This is a genomic window from Streptomyces sp. NPDC013317 (assembly GCF_055563155.1).
Genome location: NZ_JBVHDX010000022.1, coordinates 29,078 through 52,681 on the forward strand (window position 1 = coordinate 29,078; position 23,604 = coordinate 52,681).

Sequence of the window (23,604 nt, forward strand, 5' to 3'; positions counted from 1 at the left end):
TCTGCCGCAACGTTTCTGCGCATGTGCTCCCCAAATCGCCGCCCCGCCGTTAGCGTGTCCGCAAGACGGAGCGGGGGTCCAGGGGGATGGCGGCAACTGCGGCTCAGGTGGCCGTCGTGCGCGAGCGCGGCCGCGCCGCGGACGTGGCCGGAGTTCTGGTCCTCGGCGCCTGCGTGCTCTGGTCGCTCGTCAGCGCCACGGGGCGGGACGCGCGCCCCGAGGGCGTGCTGCTCGCCGTCCTGGCGCTCAGTGCCGGGTACGCCTGCGGGCGGATCTCCGGCACGCTGCTTCCGGTCTCCGCCGCCGCGGTGGCGTCCCTCGCCGCCCTCTGCCTCGCGCTGGCCTCCGGGCCCGGTGTCCCGGGCGCCACGCCGTTCGGCTCCGTACGCCCCGGAGACACGGGAGCGACCGTGGCCCTGCTCGTGCTCGCCGCCGGCGCGGCCTGCTGCGCGGCCTCGGCGGCCCGGCCCGGCCCGGGCCGGCTCGCGCTCAGGGCTCTCGCCCTGACCGTCGCGGGTTCGGCGCTGGTGCTGGGTTCTCTGGCCGGTTTCGTGGCCGCGATCGGCGTACTGCTCTGCTCGCTCGCGGCGGTACGGATGCGGCGCCGGCTCCTGGGGATCGCGGGGCTCGCCCTGGCGACCGGTCTGGCCGTGGGCGCCGCGTGGGCCGTGGCGGAGGAGAGGCTGCCCGAAGGGCTCGCGGTCTCGTTGGAGGGGCAGCTGACCCCGCACCGGGTCCACTTGTGGCGGGACGCGGTCGCGCTCGCGGAGGAGAACCCCGTGCTGGGGGTCGGTCCCGACCGGTTCGGAGCGCTGAGCCCCACGGCGCGGGAGACGTTCTCCTCCGACGGCAAGCCCCACTCGGCGGTGCTCCAGCAGGCGGCCGAGCAGGGGGTGCCGGGGGTCGTCCTCCTGGGGGCGGCGTACGGCTGGCTGCTCTGGGGCCTGTGGTCCTCGCCCCGCACGACGGCGATCGCGCTCACGGCGGGTGCCGGCCTGGCCGCGCTCGCCGCGGTGGCCACGGTCGGCAACGCGCTGAGCTTCACACCGGTGACGGCGGGCGCGGGGCTCCTCGCGGGTCTCGCCGCGGCCCGGGCCACCCCGTCCCAGGCTCCCGCGGAGCAGGACGGACCGAGGGACTGACGTCCGGCGGGTCGGCCTCAGGCGCTCGTCGGCTCCGTCGGCGCGCCGGGGTGGAGGAGCCGGTCGCGGATGACGCGTACGCCGAACTCGGCGTCGTCTACGGTCACCGTGAACGTACGGCCGTCCGCCATCCGGAGGATCAGGGCCTCGCCGCGGCGGACGATGACCCCCTTGCCCTTCTCGGGCCGCCAGCGGTACCCCCAGCCGCCCCACTCGTGCGGGGTGACTCTCGGGATGTAGTCGGCGCCGACCACCTGGGCGAGGAGGATGCGACACCGCGGGACGCCGATGTGGCCACAGCGGACCTCCATGGCCTCGTCGTCCACCTTCACCTCGACATGGACGAAGGCGAGCGTGCCGAAGAGCACCAGCAGCCCCGCCGCCACACAGCCGATCACGGCCATGAGCAGCGCGGCGATGCCGGAGGTCCACGCCGAGTCGACCGCGATGGTGATGCCCAGGGCCATGCAGGCGGCGCCCGCGACGGCCGCGACCCACTGCATGCGGTTGGTGGCGCGGCCGATCCACACCTTCGGTACCGGGGCACCCGTGTCCGGGTGCCGATGGTGTCGGTGATGCCGTGGATGTCGGGAATCGTCCCTCATGGGTCGCAGCCTACTCACGATCCGCTCGTACGGCGCCTCTTCGGCGCCGTCCCGGACGCCGTCAGCGGGCGGCGGCCGCGGCCCGGAGAAGTCGCCCTTCGGCGTACTCCAGAGCGGCGGCCGTCAGTTCCCCGGTCCGCCCGCTGAGCAGGACCGTCAGACCGCCGGACGGGGCCGCGTCGGGCTTGGGCTCGGCACCGATTCGACGCAGCGCCTGTGCTGCGACTGCCCCTGCGGAGCCGTGGAAAACCACCGGCGGCAGGTCGGCGGCCTGCACGGCCGCGCGGATCTGCTCGGCGACGAGTTCGTAATGGGTGCACCCGAGGACCAGGGCACGTACATCGCGCGGGGTGAGCTTCGCGGCGGCCTCCACGGCACGCCGCACGGCGTCCGCGTCCGCGTGCTCCACCGCGTCGGCCAGACCGGGGCAGGGCACCTCGGTGACCTCGGCGCCGTCGGCGAAGTCGCGGATCAGTCCGCGCTGGTACGGGCTCCCGGTGGTGGCCGGGGTCGCCCAGATGGCGACCTTGCCGCCGCCCGTGGCGGCGGGCTTGATCGCGGGCACGGTGCCGATGACCGGGATACGGGGCTCGAGCGCGGCGCGCAGGGCGGGGAGGGCGTGCACGGTGGCGGTGTTGCAGCCGACGATCAGCGCGTCGGGCTCCAGGGCGGCGGCCGCGCGGGCGACGGCCAGGGCACGCCCGGTGAGGTCCTCGGGAGTACGGGGGCCCCAGGGCATCCCGTCGGGGTCGCTGGAGAGGACCAGATCCGCGTCCGGCCGCAGCCGGCGAACCGCGGCCGCTGCCGGGAGCAGGCCGATTCCGGAGTCCATGAGCGCGATCTTCACCCGGTCACCCTAGCCGACCACCCTTGCGTCCCCGCCGATCTGGGGCAGACTGCGGCGAATGAGCGCCATTGCCTGGATCGCCATGGGTTCGCTGGCCGCCTGGGGGTGGCTGCTGCTGGGTCAGGGGTTCTTCTGGCGTACCGACCAGCGGCTGCCGTCACCGCCCGGCCACGCGCGCGTGGAGCCGGACGTGTGGCCCCGGGTCGCCGTCGTCGTACCGGCGCGGGACGAGGCGGAGGTGCTCCCCCTGAGCCTGCCGTCTCTCCTCGCGCAGGACTATCCGGGTGAGGCGGAGATCCTGCTCGTGGACGACGGCAGCACCGACGGGACGGGGAAACTGGCCGAGGAGCTGGCCCAGCGCTACGGCGGGCTGCCGCTGACGGTCACGTCCCCGGGCGAGCCGGAGCCGGGCTGGACGGGCAAGCTCTGGGCCCTTCGCCACGGCATCACCCTGGCCCGCACCCGCGGCCCGGACCCCCGTGATCCGGACGTCTCCGCCCCGGCGACCCCGGGGCGGAGACGTCCGGATCACGGCGACGACGGCACCGGTCTCCCCGCGGCCGGCGGCACGGAAGGGGGGCATCCGGCCGGGCCGTGCCGGCCGGAGTTCCTGCTCCTGACGGACGCGGACATCGCTCACGAGCCGGACAGTCTGCGCCGATTGGTGGAGGCGGCGCTGGCGTGCGAGCTGGATCTGGTGTCCCAGATGGCCAGGCTCCGGGTCGCGAGCGCATGGGAGCGGCTCGTCGTGCCCGCCTTCGTCTACTTCTTCGCCCAGCTCTATCCGTTCCGCTGGATCAACCGCCGTCACCGCCCGCGCGCCACCGCCGCGGCCGGAGGCTGTGTGCTGCTGCGCACCGGGGCGGCCGAGCGGGCGCGGGTGCCCGAGTCGATCCGGCAGGCCGTGATCGACGACGTGTCCCTGGCCCGTGCCGTACGGCGGGCGGGCGGCCGCATCTGGCTGGGGCTCGCCGAGCGCGTGGACTCCGTCCGCCCCTATCCGCACCTCTCCGACCTCTGGCGGATGGTCTCGCGCAGCGCGTACGCCCAGCTCCGGCACAACCCCCTCGTGCTCGCCGGAACGGTCGTGGGGCTCGCCGTCGTCTATCTGGTCCCCCCGCTCGCCCTGGCGGTCGGGCTGTCCGGTGGGGACGCGGCCGCAGGCTGGGCGGGCGGGATCGCGTGGGCGGTGATGACCGGGACGTACCTCCCCATGCTCCGTTACTACCGGCAGCCCCTCTGGCTCGCGCCCACGCTCCCCCTCACCGCCCTGCTCTACCTCTTCATGACCGTGGACTCGGCGGTGCAGCACTACCGGGGCCGGGGCGCCGCCTGGAAGGGGCGGACCTATGCCCGCCCCGAGGCGGCACCCGACCGCTGAGGCGCGGCGAGCCGACGTCTCCACCGGCTGACGGTCGGGAGGCGGACGCCTTCACCACCGACGCCCGGGGGCGGATGGCTCACTTGACGGCGGGGGTCCAGGTGAGGCCCCAGCCGTAGGCCTCGTCCGCGGTCTGCTGCATGGAGATCCCCGGCGCGTGGACCAGGAAACGGGCCTCGCGCCGCACGACCAGGTCGCCGTCCTCCCGGGTGATGAGCGCGAGGGCGCATGTCCGCGCGGGGACGGTGCACTCGTCGAGCGCGAACTCGATGGGAGCGCCTTCGTGCGGCTGGAGGGTCACGGTCGCGTGCAGGCCGCCGAAGTCGCTCGCGCCCTGGTAGATGACGACGAAGAAGAGGAGCCTGCGGAACTGGTCCTTGTGGTCGAGGTTGACGGTGAGGTTCTCGCCCTCGGCGCGGGCGCCCGTGCGGTCGTCCGCGTCGAGCTGGATGTACGGAGGCTCATGGAGCGCGCCGAACCCTTCGAGCGCCTGCACGACGCCCTTCCTGCCGTCCGCCAACTCGTAGAGCACGCACAGGTCGAGATCGAGGCCGCCCGCGGCCGGCACCCCCGCCGCCCGGCGGCGGCCGAGGCCCCAGCGCCGGGCGGGAGCGTCGTCCGTCTTCTCCGCGTCCGCGCGCAGCTCCCAGTTGAGGTTCACCCGCATCACGCCGCCGGTCGTGCCGGTGCCCTTCGTGAGGGAGACCGTCGGCGAGTCCTTCGTGAGGGTGACCTTGGTGAGCCGTACCGGCTGCCCGGCGGCGACGGGTGCGGGCGCCGTCGGAGTCGCGGCGGCCGGTGCCACGACCACCGCGGCCGGTGCCGGTGCCGGTGCCGTGACGGCGGGTTCCACGTTCTCCGTCTCGTCGACCGATATCCCGTAGTCCGTGGCCAGGCCCGCGAGGCCGGAGTCGTAGCCCTGCCCCACCGCCCGGAACTTCCAGCCGCCGTCGCGGCGGTAGAGGTCCCCAAGGACGAACGCGGTCTCGACGGTCGCGTCCGTACTGTCGTAGCGGGCCAGCTCTGCCCCGCCGTCCGCGTCCAGCAACCGGACGAACAGTCCGGGCACGCGTCCGAAGTCGCCGCCGTCCGCCGAGGCCGCGACGACTATCCGCTCGACCTCCGACTCCACGGCGTCCAGGTCCACGGCGAGCACGTCCGTGACGAGGCCGTCGGGGCCCGCCGCGGAGGTCTTCCCCTCGTGCCGTACCGCGCCCGAGGCATGCGTCTGCTGGTTGTAGAAAACGAAGTCGGCGTCGGAGCGCACTTTCCCCGACACAAGGAGTAGCGCCGACGCGTCCACGTCCGGCACTCCGTTCCCTGAACGCCAGCCCAATTCCACGCGCACCCCGCGCGCCGACACCGGAACATTGGCCCCTTTAAGCATGAACATGCTCGCCCCCCAACCTGGGTTCCGCGTATCAAGATTTCTTTACGTCAAGCTAATGCCGGACACGTCGACCCGTCGGGGCGACCCGTGGGTAACCCCCTCCCCAGCTCGCGTTTTCAAGATCGACGGTCCTTCGGGCCTTCTGGGCGCGACCGTTTTTGTCACGTTCGCTCGCATTGTGGATCGGCAGTCACTCAGAACCCGTCAAACAACCCTCTTATCGGTCTCCCCAACCAGCACATCGTGGGCTTAACTTATGGCCATGACCTCCCCCCGCTCCACCTACGGAGGCGGTTACTACACCGCGCCGTCGTTCCCCGACACCCCGATCTACGACTCCCTGGTCGCGGAGCGGGGCACGCCTCAGATCGCCCCGATCCGAGTGCCTGCCGCGTACGACACCGGCAACAGCTACCTGCCGGCCCTGCCCGCTGCTCTGCCCGCCCTTCCGGCGGCACCCAGCCCCTCCCCCACCTACGGCGGCGGCGGTTCGTACGGCTACCCCCAGCCGGCGCCGCAGATGGCCCCCGTGCCGCTGCAGCACGCCCCCGCTCCGTACATCCCGCAGCAGCCCGCCGCGCCGCGCGGCTACCCGGGGATGCAGCAGCCGCAGCCGCAGCGGCCGATGTCCACCGGGTACGAGGCGATGCGCCCGGCGGCCGCCCGGCCCGCCCCGTCCCCCGCGCCGTACCAGGACCCCTACAACCGTCCCTACCAGGGCCAGGGGTACTGACAGACGCGTGCGCGGAGCGACTGGCAGGATGGCCACATGCCGAATCCTCGCCTGCGCTCCGTCCACATCCACCCGGTCAAGGCGCTGCGCGGCATCGCGCCCGCCGAGGCGGAGGTCGAGCCATGGGGACTGGCCGGTGACCGCCGCTGGACCGTCGTGGACGCGTCCGGCAAGGTCGTGACCCAACGCCGTCACGCACGGATGACGTTGGCCTCGGCCGAGCCGCTGCCCGGCGGTGGCATCACGGTGACCGCACCCGGGCTGGCCGCGCTGGCGGTCGAGGTGCCACGGCCGGCCTCCACGATCCGTGTGGAGGTCTTCGACACTCCGGTGGAGGCGGTCCCGGCCGGGCCGGAGGCCGACGCGTGGTTCAGCGCGTTCCTGGAGACGGAGGTCCGTCTCGTCCACATGGACGACCCGGCGAGCCGGCGTCCGATCGACCCGGACCACGCCCTGCCCGGCGAGACGGTGAGCTTCGCGGACGGCTATCCGCTCCTCGCCACCACCACCTCCTCGCTCGACGCCCTCAACTCGCTGATCGCCCAGGGGGATCACGCCGACGAGGGTCCGCTGCCGATGAACCGCTTCCGGCCGAACGTGGTCATCGAGGGGACCGCGCCGTGGGCCGAGGACGGCTGGACCCTGCTGGCGATCGGCGAGGTCATGTTCCGGGCGGCCAAGGCCTCCGGCCGCTGCGTCGTGACCACGACCGACCAGCTCACCGGCGAGCGCGGCAAGGAGCCCCTGCGGACGCTCGCGGAGCACCGCAGGCAGGGAAGCAAGCTGGTCTTCGGCCAGAACCTCGTCCCGGAACACCCCGGCACGATCCGCGTCGGCGACGAGGTCAAGTTCCTCGACTGAGCACCCCCGCCCGGCGCCCCGCGCCCCGCACCGCCGACCTCACTCACACAGCGTCACGGACACGTACGCATGCGCGATCGCGTCACACTTCCGCGTCCCGGCAGGCGGGGAACCCGCCCCGGGGGCAGACTCGTTGGGAGACCGGGAACGACGAGGGGGTGTGGCATGCGGGCAGCCATCGGAGTCTGGCGCTGGCGGCGCAACCCCCTGCGCCGCACCACGGACCTCGTGGAGGCCTGGGTCGCGCTCGTCGCGGTCGCGCTCCTCGTGCTCGCGGTCCCCGCCGCGGGCTGGATCTCCGGCACCCGGACCGACGCCTCCCTCCAGCGCGCGGTCCAGGCCCAGACCCGGCAGCGGCCCGTCACGACGGCCCGGGTGGTACGGCTCGCCGAGGCTCCAACCCCGGACATGCAGAGCCCCGAGTCCGCGGGCGAACAGCCCGCCCGCCGCGCCGTGGTCGCGACCTGGACCGCCCCGGACGGCACGACCCGTACGGGCACGGTGGCCACCCGGCGTGAACTGTCCGATCCGGGCGACACCTTCCGGCTCTGGACCGACCTCGACGGGCGGCCGGTGACCACGCCGATGCGGCCCGAGACCGCCCGCGCCCACGCGACCATCGTCGGACTGCTCGCGGCCGCCCTTGCGGCGGTCTTCGTGGAGGCGGCGAGGAGACTGGTCGTACGCCGCCTCACACACCGGCGGTACCGGCGTCTCGACCGCGCGTGGGCCAAGGCCGGTCCCGACTGGGGCCGTACGGGCGCGGGCAGCTGACCCGTCAACCCGGCGGCGCCGCGCGCGCTACGGTGGGGCATCGGATCAGCAGCACGCATGAGGCGGGGGCAGAACACACCCATGGCACAGGGCACGGTCCAGGTGACGCACACCGGCACATCGCGGTGGCGACGCCGCACGGGCGAGTACGCCTCCCTCGCCGCGGCCCTGGAGGCGGCCGGCGACGGCGACGTCCTCACCGTCGCCCCCGGCACGTACCGGGAGAACCTCGTCATCCAACGGGCCGTCACCCTGCGGGGCCCCGAGGGCGGGATCGGCTCGGTCCGGATCGCGCCCGTGGACGGCGTACCGCTGACGGTCCGGGCGTCGGCGACGGTCCAGGATCTGCATGTGGAGGGGCAGGACTCCGCCGCGCCCGCGCTGCTGGTCGAGGACGGCACCCCCGAGCTGCTCGATCTGCGGATCGTGACCCGCTCGGCCGCCGGCCTGGAGGTCCGCGGCGCGGCCCGTCCCACGGTCCGCCGCTGCACGGTCGACAACCCGGCGGGCGTGGGCATCGCCGTGCTCGACGGCGCGGGCGGGGTGTTCGAGGAGTGCGAGATCGTCGCGGCGGGTCAGTCCGGGGTCTCCGTACGCGGCGGCGCCCATCCGCGCCTGGAGCGCTGCCGGGTCCACCACGCCTCCGGCGCGGGCATCTCCGTGACCGGTGAGGGCAGCGGCCTGGAGGGCATCGGCTGCGAGGTGTACGAGATCAAGGGCGCCGGCCTCCAGATCGCGTCGCGCGCCACCGCGCACCTCACCGACTCCTCGGTGCACCGCACGTCGGCCGACGGCATCACGCTCGACACGGATGCCGTGCTCACCCTCTCCGACTGCGACATCCACGACATTCCCGAGAACGCGGTCGATCTGCGCTCCCGCTCCGTGCTGACGCTGACCCGCTCGACCGTGCGCCGCTTCGGCCGCAACGGGCTCTCGGTGTGGGACCCGGGGACGCGCGTGGACGCCAACCAGTGCGAGATCCACGACAGTACGGGCGACTATCCGGCGGTCTGGATCAGCGACGGCGCGACCGGCGTCCTCGACGCGTGCCGGGTGCACGACGTGCCGGACGCGCTGTTCGTCCTCGACCGCGGCTCGCGCGTGGACGTCGTCGACAGCGATCTGTCGCAGGTGCGGAACACGGCGGTGTCGGTCAGCGACGGCGCGACGGCGCAACTCGACGACTGCCGGATCCGCGAGGCCTCGACCGGCGCCTGGTTCCGGGACCACGGCAGCGGCGGCACGCTCGGGGGGTGCACGATCGACTCCGTGCAGACCGGCGTGATCGTCACCAAGGGCGCGGACCCGACGATCGAGCGGTGCACGGTCACCTCGCCCGCCGAGGCCGGCTTCTACGTGTCCGCGGAGGGGCGGGGCTCCTTCCACGGCTGCCGGGTGACCGGGAGCGGCGGCTACGGCTTCCATGTGATGGACGGCTGCCGCACCAGCCTGCGCACGTGCCGTACGGAGCGGTGCGCGCGCGGCGGGTACGAGTTGCCGGAGGACGGCCCGGTCGCGGAGGACTGCACCAGCGACGAGAGCGCGGTGCGTACGCCTCCGCCCGCCGACACCGGCACCGTGCTGACGGCGACGCAGTCGCCGGGGCTGCTCGGCACGGTTCCCCCGCCGCGCTCGCCGGTCGTCCCGCCGGTCGCGCCGGCACCCGAGCCGGGCCCCGAGGCACGCTCCTCGCAGGACGTGCTCGGCGAACTGGACGCGCTGGTGGGCCTGGAGAGCGTCAAGCACGAGGTGCGGACGCTCACGAACATGATCGAGGTCGGGCGCAGACGCCAGGAGGCCGGCCTGAAGGCGGCCTCGGTCCGCCGCCATCTGGTCTTCACCGGCAATCCGGGCACGGGCAAGACGACGGTGGCCCGGCTGTACGGTGAGATCCTCGCCTCGCTCGGGGTCCTTGAGCGGGGTCATCTGGTCGAGGTCTCCCGGGTGGACCTGGTCGGCGAGCACATCGGCTCGACCGCGATCCGTACGCAGGAGGCCTTCGACCGGGCGCGCGGGGGCGTGCTCTTCGTCGACGAGGCGTACGCGCTGTCGCCGGAGGACTCCGGGCGGGACTTCGGGCGCGAGGCGATCGACACGCTGGTGAAGCTGATGGAGGACCACCGGGACGCGGTGGTGGTCATCGTCGCTGGGTACACCGCGGAGATGGAACGCTTCCTGACGGTCAACCCCGGCGTCGCGTCCCGGTTCTCACGGACCATCACCTTCAGCGACTACGTACCGGACGAGCTGCTGCGGATCGTGGAGCAGCAGGCGGACGAGCACGAGTACCGGCTCGCCGACGGCACGGGCGAGGCTCTGCGGAAGTACTTCACCGAGCTGCCGAAGGGACCGGCGTTCGGCAACGGCCGCACGGCCCGGCAGACGTTCGAGTCGATGGTGGAGCGGCACGCGGGCCGGGTCGCCGTGCTCGCCGACGCGAGCACGGACGACCTGACGCTCCTCTATCCGGAGGACCTGCCGGAACTTCCCTGATCCGCCTGCGCGTTCGCGTCGTCCCGCCCTTCGCCGCCGCGCTGGCGCGGCAGTGCGGGCGGCAACCGGTCGAGGAGGAGGGAGCGCTGCGCGGCGAACACGGGGTCGGCCTGATAGTCGGAGTGCCCCAGAATCGGTTCGGGCAGCGGGTGTTGAGGGGTCCGGCCGTAGGCGACCGGGTCGAGCAGCGGAGGGTTGTCCACGGCCGGTTTGTCCCCGGAGGCGGGTACCCGTACGGGCCCGCCTATGGGGTCGGTGGCCCGGTAGAGGTTGCTCCAGCAGTGGATCGTCCCGTACAGGGCGCGCAGCGGGCCGGGGCCGAAGTAGGCGGGGAACCAGCGCCCGTACAGCCGTTCCAGCGGCGATCCGTACGTCAGCAGCGCGACGCGGCTCCGGGTCGCGGGCGGCAGCTGCCAGACGGCGGCCGCGGCGAGCACACTGCCCTGGGAGTGGCCGGAGATGACGAGCCGGCCGCCGGTGTGCCGGGTCCAGGAGCTCATGCGCCAGGTGAGGTCGGGGACGGCCCGTTCGGCGTAGCAGGGTGGGGCGAAGGGGTGGGCGGCGCGCGGCCAGAAGGTGCCGACGTCCCAGAGGATGCCGATCGTACGGCGGGCGGAGGCGTCCTTGTACGCGCGGCGGCCCCAGGTGACGAAGAGGAGGAAACCGAAGCCGATCATCCAGGAGCCGAGTGCCTGGGCGGTGGCGGCGGTGGAGGCGAGGACGGGATGGGCGCCGTCGAACGCCCGTCCGGGGACGTTGCCGCTGGCCCACGCCCCCGCGACGGAACCCGCTCCGAGGAGCAGGGTGGCACCGGACACCGTCCCGACGAGCGCGGGGGCGGCGTCGGTGAGGGAGGCGGTGGCACGGGTGGCGGCGATCCGTCCGGTACGGACCGGGTCCGGATCCTGCGTGCCGTACTCGGCCTCGACGACGGGTCCGAGGCGGCGGGCGGCGCGGGCGGTCCGTAGGACCAGGAGGACGACGGGGGCGAGGAGCAGCAGGAGCAGGACGGGGATGACGGACGCCTGCCAGCTGAGGAGCACGGGCGGGGCGACGGTCGAGCCCGCGCCCATCCCGGGGGTGGGCTTGCCGTCCAGCCAGTCGGCGACGCGCTGGGCGACGCCGCCCGACATCACGCCGCCCAGTGCGCAGGCGAGCATCGCGACCGCGGGGCCGCCCAGGCCGTGCAGCGCGGTGCGCGGATCGTGGCGGCGGCGGTGCAGGAGGAGGGCGACCGCGCCCAGCGCCACGACCAGTCCGCCCTGGGCGAGGGTCAGGACGCCGAAGGTGGCGTTGCCGGGCAGCGTGCCGCTGGAGCGCCAGCCGGGCCGGGACCAGCCGGCGTGCACGAAGGCGAGGGCGAGCAGGAGTAACGACGTGCAGGGGAGCCAGGAGACCAACGCCCGTTCGAGGCGCAGGTCGAGGCGTTTCTCGCTGCGGCCCCGGCGGCAGACGACCCAGAGGACGACGGCGGCGAGGACGACGTAGGCCGTCTGGAGGGACCGGCCGAAGGCGTCGAGCAGGACGCCGGTGGTTTCGCGGTCGTGGCGGGCGGCGGCTCCGGTGACGGCGGCGGCGACGGTCAGGAACCCGGCGGCGGTGTGCGCGGCACGGAGCCGGGCGACGAGGCGCCGGCCGAACCAGAACCCGGGCCGGCCGAGTGCGGGCCGGACCTCGGGGGCGGGAACGCCGACGCCCACGTCCTGGGGCTCGACGTCCGTGTCCTCGGGCCCCGCTTCCGCGTCGTCGGGCCCGGGCGCCTCGGCCGGGTCCTGGTACGCGTCCTCGTCGTAGCCGGTGGGCGGGCGCTGGGCCTCGTACGCGCTCCACGTCCGGTTGGAGAGGTACCAGAGCAGTCCGACCAGCGCGGCCGGGATCACGGCGGCGAGCGCGAGCCTGCGGCCGGGCTGCGACCACCAGCCGCCCCGCTCGGCCGAGAGAAAGCCGAGCCACGAGCGGTCCTCCGCGCAGACGGCAGAGCCCGCGCACTGCCAGGCGGTCAGATCGAGCGCGACCTCGCAGGCGGCGGCCGTGAGCAGCACCGTGAGGGTGAGCGCCACGAGCCGCACCAGCATCCCGTACGCCCGCACCAGCCGGGGGTGGCCCTTCGCAGGCGGGCGCATCCAGTGCGCGAGGTTGGCGACCATGAACGGCAGGAGCAGCAGCCACAGGGCGCGCGCGCCGTTGCCGGAGGTGAGGTTGGACCAGACGTACGCCTCCGCGACCGGCCGTTCGGCGTAGCGCTCGGGGTGGTCCTCCGCGTCGGCGTCGTCGGTGCGGCGGTGCACGGCGGCGGTCGTGTCGCCGGTCACCCGTACCGTACGCGGATCGCCCAGCATGTCCTGGGGCGTGGCTCCGCCGACCCCGTGGACGAGGAGTTCGAGCGCCGCGCCACCGCTCTTCGGGGCGGGTGTGGCAGGGGGCACTTCGGTGTCTCACTCTCTGGGTGGGAGGATTCGACGGCAGGCAACCAGGATCGCGGAAGGCCGTGCGCCGGGCACGGGCTCTCACGGAATCCGCCCGCCATCCCCCAGTTCCCTTCGGAAGGACCGGCCCCTGTGGTGAGCGACCATCAGAATCTTCTCGCTGAGCAGCGGCGCGCACTCATTCTGGACGAGGTGCGGCGGCGCGGCGGTGTACGCGTCAATGAGCTGACGCGGCGGCTCAACGTCTCGGACATGACGATCCGCCGGGACCTGGACGCGCTGGCCCGCCAGGGTGTGGTCGAGAAGGTGCACGGCGGTGCGGTGCCGTTGGTCGAGACCAGTTCGCACGAGCCGGGGTTCGAGGCCAAGTCGGCGCTCGAACTGGGGGCGAAGGAGGAGATCGCCCGGACGGCGGCGCGGATGGTGGCGCCGGGTTCGGCGATCGCGCTCTCGGGCGGTACGACGACGTTCGCGCTGGCCCAGCACCTGCTCGACGTCCCGGATCTGACGGTCGTGACCAACTCGGTCCGGGTCGCCGACGTCTTCCACACCGCGCGGCCGACCGGCGCGGCAGGTGAGGCGGCACGGCCGGGCGCGGCGACGGTGGTGCTCACCGGCGGGGTGCGGACCCCGTCGGACGCGCTGGTGGGGCCGGTGGCCGACCAGGCGATCCGCTCGCTCCACTTCGACGTGCTGTTCCTGGGCGTGCACGGCATCTCGGTGGAGGCGGGTCTCTCGACGCCCAATCTCGCGGAGGCGGAGACGAACCGGCGTCTGATGCGCTCGGCCCGTAGGGTGGTGGTGGTCGCGGACCACACGAAGTGGGGGACGGTGGGTCTGAGTTCGTTCGCGCGGCTCGACGAGGTGGGCACGCTGGTGACGGACGCGGGCCTGTCGGCGCAGACCCGGGCGGAGATGGCGGAGCATCTGCCGGACCTGATGGTGGCCGGCGAGGATCCGGACGAACACGAGGACGGGGACCACCGCGGCGAGAACGCCGGCGACGGGCGCGCCGAAGGCGGGAACACGGCGGGCGCGAACACGGCGGGCGGGCGGGCGTGAGCGACTTCCGAATCGAGCGTCTGACCGAGCTGCCGGTGGAGGAGGCGTGGCGGCGCCTCACCGACTTCGCGGCGCACGGCCGGCTGGTTCCGCTCACCAGGAGCCGGGTGCTGTCCCCCGGACCGACGGGGGTGGGGACGCGGTTCGTCGCCCGTACCGGCATCGGACGTCTCTCGTTCGACGACCCGATGGAGGTCGTGGCCTGGGAGCCCCCCGGACCCGGCCGGCCCGGGCGGTGCCGACTGGAGAAGCGCGGGCGTGTGGTGCTCGGCCGGGCGACGATCGAGGTGTGCGAGAACCCTGGCGGGGGCGCCCGCGTGGTGTGGGTGGAGGAGCTGCGCCTGCGGGGACTCCCCGGCGCGCTGGATCCCGTACTGGCGGCGGCCGGGCGGCGGGTGTTCGGCCGGGCGCTGGACGGACTGCTGGGCAACTGACGGTACGTCAGCTAGGGTGTGCGGGCCTCAGATCTCCGCTCCGGGAGGGACGGTCCATGACGCACCGACTCAGGCTCGTGGAGCTCGACTTCGCCTCGACCGCCCCGGTACGGCCGGCGTTCACGGCCGAGCTCGCGGCGCCGCCCGCAGCCGTGTTCCGCTCGCTCGCCGTGGAACTGGGCTCCATGCCCTCCTGGTTCAGGGCGGTCGCCTCCGCGGCCCCGACCGGCGGCGGCGCGGGGCGCGCGGTCCGGCTGCGGGGCGGGATCGTGTTCCGGGAGACTATCCTCGCCCACGATCCGGACACCCGTTACGCGTACCGCATAGACGAGACCAACGCACCGGGCGTATCGGCCATGGTGGAGGACTGGAGCCTCTCCCCCGCCGGCTCCGGCACCCGGGTCCGCTGGACGATGGCGGTCGACGGCACGGCGCCGTACCTGTTCGCGATGCGACTGGCCCGCCCGGGCGTGGGCAGGTCCTTCCGCGACGCGATGCGCCGCCTCGACCTCCGGCTCACTCCGGCCAGGCACCCGTCTCCAGGAACCGGTCGATAGCGGCGGCGTACGGCGTGATGTCCAGGCCCTGTTCGGCCAGCCAGGCGTCGGAGTAGTACTTGTCGAGGTAGCGGTCGCCCGGGTCGCAGAGCAGCGTCACGACGCTGCCGGTGCGGCCCTGTTCGACCATCTCGGCCACGATCTTCAGCGCGCTCCACAGGCCCGTACCGGTGGAGCCGCCCGCCTTGCGGCCGATGGCGCCCTCCAGGGCGCGGACGGCGGCCACGCTGGCGGCGTCCGGGACCTTCATCATCCGGTCGATGGCGCCGGGCACGAAGCTGGGCTCCATCCGGGGTCTGCCGATGCCCTCGATGCGCGATCCGCAGTCGGAGGTCGCGTCGGGGTCGTTCTTCGTCCAGCCGTCGAAGAAGCAGGAGTTCTCCGGGTCGGCGACGCAGATACGGGTGTCGTGCTGCATGTAGTGCACGTAGCGGGCGATGGTCGCGGACGTGCCGCCGGTGCCGGCCGTGGCGACGATCCACGCGGGCTCGGGGTACCGCTCCAGCCTCAGCTGCTGGTACATCGATTCGGCGATGTTGTTGTTGCCTCGCCAGTCGGTGGCCCGCTCGGCGTACGTGAACTGGTCCATGTAGTGCCCGCCGGTCCGCTCGGCGAGGGCCGCGGACTCCTCGTACATCGTGCGCGAGTCGTCGACGAAGTGACACCGACCGCCGTGGAACTCGATCAGCCGGCACTTCTCGGCGCTCGTCGTCCGGGGCATCACGGCGATGAACGGCACGCCGATCAGCTTGGCGAAGTACGCCTCGGAGACGGCGGTCGAGCCGCTGGAGGCCTCGATGACGGGCTTGCCCGGCCGGATCCAGCCGTTGCACAGACCGTAGAGGAAGAGGGAGCGGGCGAGGCGGTGCTTGAGGCTGCCCGTGGGGTGGGTCGACTCGTCCTTGAGGTAGAGGTCGATGCCCCACGAGTCGGGCAGCGGAAAGCGCAGCAGGTGGGTGTCGGCGGAGCGGTTGGCGTCGGCCTGGACCTTCCGGACCGCCTCTTTCAGCCAGGCGCGGTACGCCGTGTCGCTGTGGTCGATGTCGACGGTCGCGACCGCGACCGAGGCTCGCGCCGTCTTCTCCGTGGTGCTCATAGGTGCCTCTCCTCGTCCGGCCCGGCAGATCCCCCACTGCCGACGATAACTCCCTCACCTGCACAAACGTTCGCTTTGGGGGTCCATAGGAGTCCCTTGCAGCAGGGGGCTCTGGTGCCGTCGCGGCCTGCCCGGCACACTGGAGGGAACAACCGGTGCGAAGGGGGCGGATCGAGATGGCGGAGCGCGAGGGGTCCTGGCCCGAGGCGACGGAGCCCGGGACGGCGAAGCCTGAGTTCACGGCCACGGGCGTACGGATCGAGCGCTGGCCGCGGTCGTTGACCCGGGCCGGCGAGGTCCGCATCGAGGACGGCCGACTCTCCCTCTTGACGAGTTACGGCAGCGAGATCGACAGCGCCCCGGTGTCTTCGGTGCGGGCAGGGCGCCCCTGGTTCGCGAAGCCGGACGAGACTGTCGCGACCGTGAACGGCACGCGTTACCGGCTGACCATGGACGGCCCCGCCCGCGGGCCGCGCGACCGGGTGTCCGGGCCCGGGGGCTTCCTCGAAGCCCTGGAGCGGGCGGCCCGGCGTTGACGACGGCGCCTTGGAGGCGCCGAGACGCCGGTGACCTGCGCAAGGTCTCCGCGAGTTGCGGGCCGGTCACCGCTGGCTCACCCTGGAACCACCTCACTGAGGGTTCACCGGTGGTGACGCTGTGACCCAGCCCGCCGCCCTGCTGTACGCATGTCAGATCCGCATCTTCGTCTTCTTCCGGAACTCAACTTCGGGGAGTCGCAGCCGTGATCAGCGAGCCAAGCAGGCACTGCACGGTGGAGCTCCAGGCCCTGCCGTCGCGGATCGGTCAGGTCCGCAGGATCGTATCGGCGCATCTGCGCTACTGGCATCTCGATGCCTTGATCGACCATGCGGCGCTCGGTGTCACCGAGCTGCTGACCAATGTTCACCGGCACGCACAGCCGGACAAGATGTGCACCGTCGAGATCGAGCTGCTGCTCGATCGTCTCACCGTCTCCGTCCATGACCACGACCCGCGGATACCGGACGTCGACTGCCGGTCGGGGCGAACGAACCCCGACAACGTCGAGGACTTCGCCACGTCGGGGCGTGGCCTGGCCATCATCGAGGCCGTCAGCGAGAGCTGGGGCATCCGTCCGCACGACAGCGGGAAGATCGTCTGGTTCACCCTGCCGGCACCCCTGCCCGCAGTCACCGTGCCGACGCGCTCGCACGCCGTCTACGGCGCGACCACCGACGGCCCCTTCGTCGGCCACACCCGCTTCCGGGGTGCGCACGCCACGAGTCTGGAGGGTGTTCCCTTCGGCGCGCCCCAGGCACCGGCCCGCACCCCGGCGGTCGCCCGTTCGGCCCTGGCGGGCTGAGCGGACGACCGCCGGGGCGGAGATCGGATCCTGGATATCCGATCCTGGATCATGGATATCGGATCCGATTCGAGCGGTCGGGCACACCGGATCCGATGTCGGGGTCACTCGGTCGCGATCGCCCGCAGCACGTCCAGGCGGGCCGCCCGTCGCGCCGGGCGCCAGGCCGCCACCACGCCCGCCGCCAGGCCGACCAGGGCGACGATCACGAGCTGTACCGGAGGTACGGCGAAGGCGAACGCGCTGTCGCTCGCCCCGTCGGAGGCCTTGACCAGGACCCAGCCGAGGAAGCCCCCGAGCGCGAGGCCGCCGACCGTGCCGAACGCGGCGACCAGGACGGACTCCCATCGGACCATGGCTCTGAGCTGGGCACGGGTCTGTCCGACCGCGCGCAGCAGCCCGAGTTCGCGGGTGCGCTCGTGGACCGCGAGGGTCAGGGTGTTGGCGATCCCGAGCAGCGCGATCAGGACGGCGAGGGCGAGCAGCGCGTAGACGAGGGTGAGCATCATGTCGATGCCCCCGGCCGAGGCCTCGGCGTACTCGTCGCGTGTCTGCACCTCCGGGTTGCCGTACTTCCCGGTGACGTTCTCCACGGCCGCTCTGCCGTCCTCCGTGGCGACACCGTCCGCGAACGTCACGGCGACGAGCGTGTCGGAGTCCTGGGTGTGGTGCGGCGCCCAGGCCTCCCGCGTGACGACGTAGTCGCCCGCCAGTTCGGACTGCTCGTAGACGGCCTTGACCGTGAAGGTGTGCCGGCTGCCGTCGGTGAAGGCCAGTTCGGTCCTGCTGCCGGGTGCGAGACCGGTTTTGTCCGCCTCCGTGTCGGCGACGGCGATGCCGTCCGTGCCGAGTCCGTCCAGCGAGCCCCGGACGTCCCCGAGGTCGAAGGAGCGGGCGAGGGCGGTGGGGTCGGTGACGGTCAGGGCCCGTCCCTCGCCGTCGACCTCGGCCACGCCCTGGCCGAGCCCGACGGCCGTCTCCACCTCGGGCAGTTCGGCGAGCGCCGGGGCGAGCCGCGGACTGAGCCCACTGCCGCCGGCGCCGAAGGCCGGCGTGCTGACGGCGACGTCACCGGCGAACGACCGCGAGACCGTCTGGTCCATGGTCGCCTTCAGCGAGGCGCCGAAGACCGTGAAGAGCGAGACGACGGCGACGCCGATCATCAGCGCGGTGGCGGTCGCGGCCGTCCGCCTGGGGCTGCGGAGGGCGTTGCGCCGGGCGAGCGCCCGGTTGACCCCGCGGAGCGGCCCTCCGAGGATCCGTACGGCGTACGAAGCGGCTACCGGGCCGAGGACGACGAACGCGGCGAGCGCGAGCACGGCGCCGGCGGAGGCGAGCCAGAGGGAGGGGGCGGCGAGGACTCCGGTGAGCACCACGGCGACGGCGGCGAGCAGCAGCCCGACGCCGGACAGCGCCCGGGTGCGCGAGGCGCCCGACTCGTCCACGGCGGTCTCACGCAGCGCGGCGAGCGGCGCGGTCCGCCCCGCCTTCACGGCGGGCAGCAGAGCGGAGCCGACGCAGACCACCAGGCCGACCGCGAACGGCAGCGCCAGGGAGAGGCCGCTGACGACCAGGGCGCCTTCGGGGAAGGGGAAGCCGATCGCCGGGAAGAGCCCCTGGAGTCCGGCCGCCACGCCGATGCCGCCGAGGAGCCCGGCCGCGGAGGCGACGATGCCGACGGCCACGGCCTCGACGAGGGTCGATCCGACGACCTGGCGGCGGGAGGCCCCGAGCGCGCGCAGCAGCGCGTTCTCGCGCGTGCGCTGGGCGACGACGATGGCGAAGGTGTTGTGGATGGAGAAGACGGAGACCAGCAGCGCCACCCCGCTGAACACCAGCAGGAACGTGGTGAAGAGGGTGAGGAACCGACCGGAGATCATGTCGGTGTTCTCCTGGGCCGACTGCTCTCCGGTGATCGCCTCGGTGCCGTCGGGGAGGACGGGCGCGAGCGCGTCGACGAGCTCCTGCTGCGACGTGCCGGGACCGGCCCGCACGAGGACGGCGGACGCGTCGCCGGGCTCGGGCGTCAGGTACTTCTCCGCGTCGGCGCGGGTCATGCCGGTGTAGGTGATCTGGCCCATTCCGTCCTCACCGCCGAAGGTGGCCAGACCCACGACGGTGACCTTCACCGGGTCGGGGGTGCGCAGCACCGTCGAGTCGCCCACCGCCAGATCGCCCGTCTTCGCGGCGCCGCGGTTCACGACGACCTCGCCGGACCTCTCCGGCGCCCTGCCTTCGGCCAGGGTGTAAGGATTGAGTTCTGGATCCTGGATCCAATATCCGGCGAGTGTGGGCGGGCCCTGACCTCCGACCGGATCACCGTCGGCGCCGACCAGCTGGCCCGCGCCCTCGATCCGGGGAACGGCCGCCGCGACGCCGGGCACCTGGGCGATCCGTTCGGCGAGCGTGGCCTCGACGGAGCGCCGGGTGCCCTGGCTCTCCCCCTCGACCGTCACGACGCTCGTACTGCGCACCACGGCGTCCGTACCACTGGTGGCGTTGCCGAAGAGCGAGTCGAAACTCGATCGCAGGGTGTCGCCCATGACGAGGGTGCCGGTCAGGAAGGCGACCCCGAGCAGGATCGCGGTGAACGTGCCGACGAACCGCCGCTTGTGTGCGCGCAGCCCAGAGAGACTGAGCTTGAGGGAGGCGTTCATGACGGCACCGGCCCTTCGGTCCGTTGCCTCCCGTCGAAGGCCTTCATCCGGTCGAGGACGCGTTCGGCGGTCGGCTCCTCCATGCGGTCGACGAGCCGACCGTCGGCGAGGAAGACCACCTGGTCGGCGTGGGCCGCGGCGACCGGGTCGTGAGTGACCATGACGACCGTGCGGCCGGTCTGCCGGACGGTGCGGCCGAGCAGCCGCAGCACCTCCTCCCCGGAGCGGGAGTCGAGGTTGCCGGTCGGCTCGTCGGCGAAGACGACGTCGGGGGTGCCGGCGAAGGCCCGGGCCACGGCGACGCGCTGCTGCTGGCCTCCGGAGAGCTGTCCGGGCCGGTGGTGCAGCCGGTCGCGCAGCCCGACGGTGTCGACGAGCGCGTCCAGCCACGACCGGTCCGGGGCGGCTCCGGCGAGGTCGAGAGGCAGGGTGATGTTCTCGGCGACGGTGAGCGTGGGCAGCAGGTTGTACGCCTGGAAGACGAATCCGATCCGTTCACGGCGCAGCCGTGTCAGCCGACGGTCGTCGAGCGTGGACAGATCGGTGTCGCCGATGAGCGCGGAGCCCGAGGTGAGGGTGTCGAGGCCGGCGGCGCAGTGCATGAGCGTGGACTTGCCGGACCCCGAGGGGCCCATGATCGCGGTGAAACGGCCGACCGGGAAGTCGACGCTCACCCCGTCCAGGGCCCTGACCTCGGTGTCCCCGCCGCCGTAGACCTTGACGGCGTCCACGACCCGGGCGGCGGCACGGGCGGTGGGCGGGAGGGTGTCGCGGGCTGTGCCCGTCATGACGCACGCCCCTTGGGCCCGGCGGCGCGGCCGAACTGCTCCTCGAGGACCGTCAGCCGGCGCCAGTACTCGTCCTCGTCGATCTCACCCGCGGCGAAACGGTGGCCGAGGAGCGCGATCGGCGACTGCTCGTCGTAGACGGGGCGGGGTCCGGAGCCACGCCTGCCACGCCATCCGGCGCGGCGCGCGACGGTGACCACGGTGAGGATCACGGCCGCCCAGACGAAGGGGAAGAACAGGACCCACGGGCCGGGGCCCGCGTGGGCGAGTGTGTTCATTGCTCTCAGCTCCTCGAGCGTGTGTATCGCGAGTCGATGCTTCGAGCGTCGCCCGCGAGGGGGGTCCGGGTCGTCGTACAGCCAGCGGCTCCGTCCGTACGACGTGGGGAGTACGGAGCCTCCCGCCGCGCACTCACACCTCTGTACCTACTGGTATGTACACTCGTCGTATGACGACGTCCGAGCGACTGATCGAGGCCACCAGGGAGCTGCTCTGGGAGCGCGGGTACGTGGGGACGAGCCCCAAGGCGATCCAGCAGGCCGCCGACGCGGGCCAGGGCAGCATGTACCACCACTTCGCCGGGAAGCCGGATCTGGCGCTGGCCGCGATCCGCCGCACGGCGGAGGAGACGCGGGCGACGGCCGAGTCGGTCCTGAGCGGCGGAGGAACGGCGTACGCGCGCGTGGAGGCGTATCTGCTGCGTGAGCGCGCGGTGTTGCGCGGCTGCCCGGTCGGCCGTCTGACGATGGACCCGGACGTCATGGGGAGCGAGGAGCTGCGCGCCCCGGTCGACGAGACCCTCGACTGGCTGCGAGGACGACTGGCGGGGATCGTCCAGGAGGGCCTGGACAGCGGGGAGTTGACGGGCCCCCTGGACCCCGCCGAGCTGGCGGCCACGATCGTGGCGACCGTGCAGGGCGGCTACGTCCTGGCCCGCGCCTCCGGCTCCCCCGGCGCCTTCGACGCGGCGACACGGGGCCTGCTGGCGCTGCTGTCGCCCCGTACGGCCTGAGCAGGCGCGCCCTCGGACCATCAGAGACCGGAGACTCCCGATGCATGCGATGCAGTACGAGATCACCCTCCCCGCCGACTACGACATGGAGATCATCCGCAGGCGGGTGGCGACCAGGGGACATCTGCTGGACGACTTCCCCGGGCTCGGCCTCAAGGCGTATCTGATCCGCGAGCGAGCGGACGGATCTCCGGTGAACCAGTACGCGCCGTTCTATCTGTGGGCGACGCCGGAAGGCATGGACTCCTTCCTCTGGGGTCCCGGTCTCCAGGGCATCGTGAACGACTTCGGCCGGCCCGTCGTGCAGCACTGGACAGGGCTCGCGTACGAGGAGGGGCCGGCGGCACCGGCCGTGCCGCACACCGCGACGCGCCGCAAGGAGCGGCTGGGGGACTTCGACGCGCCGGGCGCCGCCGTCGCCGAGGCGCGCGCCCGCCACGCGCGCGTGGCGGGCGGGGACGGCGTGGTGGCGAGCGCGCTCGCGATCGACCCGCGCCACTGGGAGCTGCTCTTCTTCACGCTGTGGGCGGAGGACGCCGAGCCGCCGGCGGGCGCGGGCGACCGTTTCCAGGTGCTGCACGTGTCCGCGCCGCAGCGGGCGTCGCTGGCCGGCCGACCGGACTGAGGGCCGGGCGGGGCCGCCGCGCGATCGGATCGGCGGGCTGGACGGGCGCGCGACGGGATGGCCGGGCGGAGCCCGGCCGCGTGATCAGATCGCCGGCCGGCCCAGGGCCGCCAGAGGGTCGTCCAGGACCGGCTGCCAGGCCAGTTCCGCCGCGCCCACCAGGCTGTTGTGGTCCAGGGTGCAGGCGAGGATCGGTACACCACCGCTGCGCCCCCACAGGCTGCGGTCGGCGACGACCGCGCGCAGGCGGTCCGGGTCCGCGTCGAGCAGTTCGCGGTGGAGGCCGCCGAGGATGATCCGGTCGGGGTTGAGGATGTTCACCAGGCCTGCGAGGCCGAGGCCCAGACGGTCGATCAGCTCCGCCGTCGCGACGCGTACCCCCGGGTCGTCGGGGCTGGTGCGGAGCAGGTCGCGGGACTGCTGCAGCAGCGACACCTCCGGGCCGGGGTCACGGCCCGCCACGGTGAGGAAGGCGAGCGGGTCGGTCTCCACGTCGAGGCAGCCGCGGCTGCCGCAGTGACAGGGGCGGCCCTCGGGGTTGACCGTGACGTGCCCGACCTCCAGGGCGAGGCCCGAACTGCCCGTGTGCAGGCGCCCGTCGAGGACGAGGGCGCCGCCGACACCCCGGTGGCCGGTGGCCACGCACAGCAGGTCCCTGGCGCCTCGGCCGGCGCCGTGCCGGTGTTCGGCGAGGGCGGCGAGGTTGACGTCGTTGCCGGTGAGGGCGGGGCCTTCGATGCCTGCGGCCCGTACGCGCTCGGCGAAGATCTCCCGTACCGGCGCTCCGGCCGGCCAGGCGAGGTGGAGCGGGTTGAGGGCGGTGCCCTCGGGCTCGGCGACCGCCGAAGGGGCGGCGAGTCCGGCTCCCACGCAGCGCCGCCCGCTCTCGCGGAGCAGGGCGGCGCCCGCGTCGACGACGGCGCCGAGGACCTGCGCGGGGTCGGCGGAGACGGTGACGCAGCCGGGCGCCGTGGCGACGATCGTGCCGCCGAGCCCGACGAGCGCGGCGCGGAAGCCGTCGGCGTGGACCTGGGCGGCGAGGGCGACAGGGCCCTTCTCGTCGACGGCGAGCCGGTGCGAGGGGCGGCCCTGTGATCCGGCTGCGGCGCCGGGGTTGGAGTCGACGCGGATGAGGCCGAGCGCCTCGAGTTCGGCGGCGACGGCACCGGCCGTGGCGCGGGTGACGCCCAGTTCGGCGGTGAGCACGGCACGGGTCGGCGCACGGCCGGTGTGCACCAGTTCCAGCGCGGGCCCGAGCGCCCCGCGCCCTCTGTCCAGCCGTGTCTTGGTGGTGGTCGCCTTGCCGTTCATGTGGGCGAGTCTCCCATGATCGGGCGGTGCACCCGTTTGCGCGGTCCGAGGGCGGGTAGCGGCGC

General features: G+C 73.3%; 22 protein-coding genes. 13 read left to right on the forward strand and 9 right to left on the reverse strand.

Translation table 11 applies throughout. The annotated features are described in order from the left end of the window. Window positions 1-86: 86 nt before the first annotated feature. On the forward strand, window positions 87-1,142 hold the full coding sequence (locus ACZ3IJ_RS34405; RefSeq protein ID WP_467474855.1) for an O-antigen ligase family protein: 1,056 nt from the start codon (window positions 87-89) through the stop codon (window positions 1,140-1,142). 17 nt (window positions 1,143-1,159) lie between these two features. Here ACZ3IJ_RS34405 and ACZ3IJ_RS34410 read toward each other — a convergent pair whose 3' ends face one another. Together ACZ3IJ_RS34410 and ACZ3IJ_RS34415 are read right to left on the reverse strand one after the other, a co-directional pair. After that, window positions 1,160-1,747 (reverse strand): hypothetical protein, encoded by a 588-nt coding sequence (locus tag ACZ3IJ_RS34410; protein ID WP_467474857.1) that lies wholly within the window; start codon window positions 1,745-1,747, stop codon window positions 1,160-1,162. Between the two features lie 61 nt (window positions 1,748-1,808). Continuing rightward, complete coding sequence (locus tag ACZ3IJ_RS34415; protein ID WP_467474859.1) at window positions 1,809-2,594, reverse strand: glutamate racemase; 786 nt, start codon at window positions 2,592-2,594, stop codon at window positions 1,809-1,811. A 58-nt stretch (window positions 2,595-2,652) separates the two neighbouring features. On the opposite strand from ACZ3IJ_RS34415, the gene ACZ3IJ_RS34420 reads away from it, so the two are divergent. Further along, window positions 2,653-3,975, forward strand: a complete 1,323-nt coding sequence (locus ACZ3IJ_RS34420) for a glycosyltransferase (RefSeq protein ID WP_467474861.1) — start codon at window positions 2,653-2,655, stop codon at window positions 3,973-3,975. A gap of 79 nt (window positions 3,976-4,054) precedes the next feature. Here ACZ3IJ_RS34420 and ACZ3IJ_RS34425 read toward each other — a convergent pair whose 3' ends face one another. After that, window positions 4,055-5,368 (reverse strand): TerD family protein, encoded by a 1,314-nt coding sequence (locus ACZ3IJ_RS34425; protein ID WP_467474863.1) that lies wholly within the window; start codon window positions 5,366-5,368, stop codon window positions 4,055-4,057. A gap of 259 nt (window positions 5,369-5,627) precedes the next feature. Between ACZ3IJ_RS34425 and ACZ3IJ_RS34430 the strand changes: the two genes are divergently transcribed. The 4 genes from ACZ3IJ_RS34430 to ACZ3IJ_RS34445 all read left to right on the forward strand — a co-directional run bounded on the left by ACZ3IJ_RS34430 (window position 5,628) and on the right by ACZ3IJ_RS34445 (window position 10,229). After that, the gene (locus tag ACZ3IJ_RS34430) at window positions 5,628-6,098 is read left to right on the forward strand and encodes a DUF6643 family protein (protein WP_391800796.1); all 471 of its coding nucleotides are present in this window, start codon (window positions 5,628-5,630) and stop codon (window positions 6,096-6,098) included. Window positions 6,099-6,134: 36 nt separating this feature from the next. After that, window positions 6,135-6,959 (forward strand): MOSC domain-containing protein, encoded by an 825-nt coding sequence (locus ACZ3IJ_RS34435; RefSeq protein WP_467474866.1) that lies wholly within the window; start codon window positions 6,135-6,137, stop codon window positions 6,957-6,959. A 165-nt stretch (window positions 6,960-7,124) separates the two neighbouring features. Then, the gene (locus ACZ3IJ_RS34440; RefSeq protein WP_467474868.1) at window positions 7,125-7,733 is read left to right on the forward strand and encodes an Rv1733c family protein; all 609 of its coding nucleotides are present in this window, start codon (window positions 7,125-7,127) and stop codon (window positions 7,731-7,733) included. Between the two features lie 81 nt (window positions 7,734-7,814). After that, entirely contained in the window at window positions 7,815-10,229 is a 2,415-nt protein-coding gene (locus ACZ3IJ_RS34445) for a right-handed parallel beta-helix repeat-containing protein (RefSeq protein WP_467474870.1), read from the forward strand. On the opposite strand, the gene ACZ3IJ_RS34450 is transcribed toward ACZ3IJ_RS34445, so the two are convergent. Next, window positions 10,199-12,655: a hypothetical protein gene (locus tag ACZ3IJ_RS34450; RefSeq protein WP_467474872.1), complete on the reverse strand. Its 2,457-nt coding sequence runs from the start codon at window positions 12,653-12,655 to the stop codon at window positions 10,199-10,201. The genes ACZ3IJ_RS34445 and ACZ3IJ_RS34450 overlap by 31 nt on opposite strands. 135 nt (window positions 12,656-12,790) lie before the next feature. Here ACZ3IJ_RS34450 and ACZ3IJ_RS34455 point away from each other — a divergent pair, with 135 nt between their 5' ends. The 3 genes from ACZ3IJ_RS34455 to ACZ3IJ_RS34465 are packed head-to-tail and all read left to right on the forward strand — an operon-like array spanning window position 12,791 to window position 14,708. Further along, window positions 12,791-13,717 (forward strand): DeoR/GlpR family DNA-binding transcription regulator, encoded by a 927-nt coding sequence (locus ACZ3IJ_RS34455; protein WP_467474874.1) that lies wholly within the window; start codon window positions 12,791-12,793, stop codon window positions 13,715-13,717. After that, window positions 13,714-14,151 carry an SRPBCC family protein gene (locus ACZ3IJ_RS34460; RefSeq protein ID WP_467474876.1) on the forward strand — a complete coding sequence of 146 codons (438 nt, stop codon included), beginning with the start codon at window positions 13,714-13,716 and terminating at the stop codon, window positions 14,149-14,151. The genes ACZ3IJ_RS34455 and ACZ3IJ_RS34460 overlap by 4 nt, the downstream gene beginning before the upstream one ends. Before the next feature lie 56 nt (window positions 14,152-14,207). Further along, the gene (locus ACZ3IJ_RS34465) at window positions 14,208-14,708 is read left to right on the forward strand and encodes an SRPBCC family protein (protein ID WP_467474878.1); all 501 of its coding nucleotides are present in this window, start codon (window positions 14,208-14,210) and stop codon (window positions 14,706-14,708) included. On the opposite strand, the gene cds1 is transcribed toward ACZ3IJ_RS34465, so the two are convergent. Further along, on the reverse strand, window positions 14,668-15,804 hold the full coding sequence (cds1, locus tag ACZ3IJ_RS34470; RefSeq protein WP_467474880.1) for an L-cysteine desulfhydrase Cds1: 1,137 nt from the start codon (window positions 15,802-15,804) through the stop codon (window positions 14,668-14,670). The two genes, ACZ3IJ_RS34465 and cds1, sit on opposite strands and share 41 nt — an antisense overlap. Window positions 15,805-15,980: 176 nt before the next feature. Here cds1 and ACZ3IJ_RS34475 point away from each other — a divergent pair, with 176 nt between their 5' ends. Both ACZ3IJ_RS34475 and ACZ3IJ_RS34480 read left to right on the forward strand, forming a co-directional pair. Then, window positions 15,981-16,340: a hypothetical protein gene (locus ACZ3IJ_RS34475; RefSeq protein ID WP_467474882.1), complete on the forward strand. Its 360-nt coding sequence runs from the start codon at window positions 15,981-15,983 to the stop codon at window positions 16,338-16,340. 206 nt (window positions 16,341-16,546) lie between these two features. Further along, entirely contained in the window at window positions 16,547-17,146 is a 600-nt protein-coding gene (locus tag ACZ3IJ_RS34480; protein WP_467474884.1) for an ATP-binding protein, read from the forward strand. Between the two features lie 104 nt (window positions 17,147-17,250). Here ACZ3IJ_RS34480 and ACZ3IJ_RS34485 read toward each other — a convergent pair whose 3' ends face one another. The 3 genes from ACZ3IJ_RS34485 to ACZ3IJ_RS34495 are packed head-to-tail and all read right to left on the reverse strand — an operon-like array spanning window position 17,251 to window position 20,869. Beyond that, the gene (locus tag ACZ3IJ_RS34485) at window positions 17,251-19,803 is read right to left on the reverse strand and encodes an ABC transporter permease (protein ID WP_467474886.1); all 2,553 of its coding nucleotides are present in this window, start codon (window positions 19,801-19,803) and stop codon (window positions 17,251-17,253) included. Continuing rightward, window positions 19,800-20,591, reverse strand: coding sequence for an ABC transporter ATP-binding protein (locus tag ACZ3IJ_RS34490; protein ID WP_467474888.1), 792 nt, complete (start codon window positions 20,589-20,591; stop codon window positions 19,800-19,802). The genes ACZ3IJ_RS34485 and ACZ3IJ_RS34490 overlap by 4 nt, the downstream gene beginning before the upstream one ends. Next, the gene (locus ACZ3IJ_RS34495; protein WP_467474890.1) at window positions 20,588-20,869 is read right to left on the reverse strand and encodes an SHOCT domain-containing protein; all 282 of its coding nucleotides are present in this window, start codon (window positions 20,867-20,869) and stop codon (window positions 20,588-20,590) included. The genes ACZ3IJ_RS34490 and ACZ3IJ_RS34495 overlap by 4 nt, the downstream gene beginning before the upstream one ends. Window positions 20,870-21,039: 170 nt before the next feature. On the opposite strand from ACZ3IJ_RS34495, the gene ACZ3IJ_RS34500 reads away from it, so the two are divergent. Continuing rightward, window positions 21,040-21,603, forward strand: coding sequence for a TetR/AcrR family transcriptional regulator (locus tag ACZ3IJ_RS34500; protein WP_467474892.1), 564 nt, complete (start codon window positions 21,040-21,042; stop codon window positions 21,601-21,603). Window positions 21,604-21,643: 40 nt separating this feature from the next. Next, on the forward strand, window positions 21,644-22,228 hold the full coding sequence (locus ACZ3IJ_RS34505; RefSeq protein WP_467474894.1) for a DUF4865 family protein: 585 nt from the start codon (window positions 21,644-21,646) through the stop codon (window positions 22,226-22,228). Window positions 22,229-22,312: 84 nt separating this feature from the next. On the opposite strand, the gene ACZ3IJ_RS34510 is transcribed toward ACZ3IJ_RS34505, so the two are convergent. After that, window positions 22,313-23,539, reverse strand: a complete 1,227-nt coding sequence (locus ACZ3IJ_RS34510) for an ROK family protein (protein WP_467474896.1) — start codon at window positions 23,537-23,539, stop codon at window positions 22,313-22,315. Window positions 23,540-23,604 lie beyond the last annotated feature (65 nt).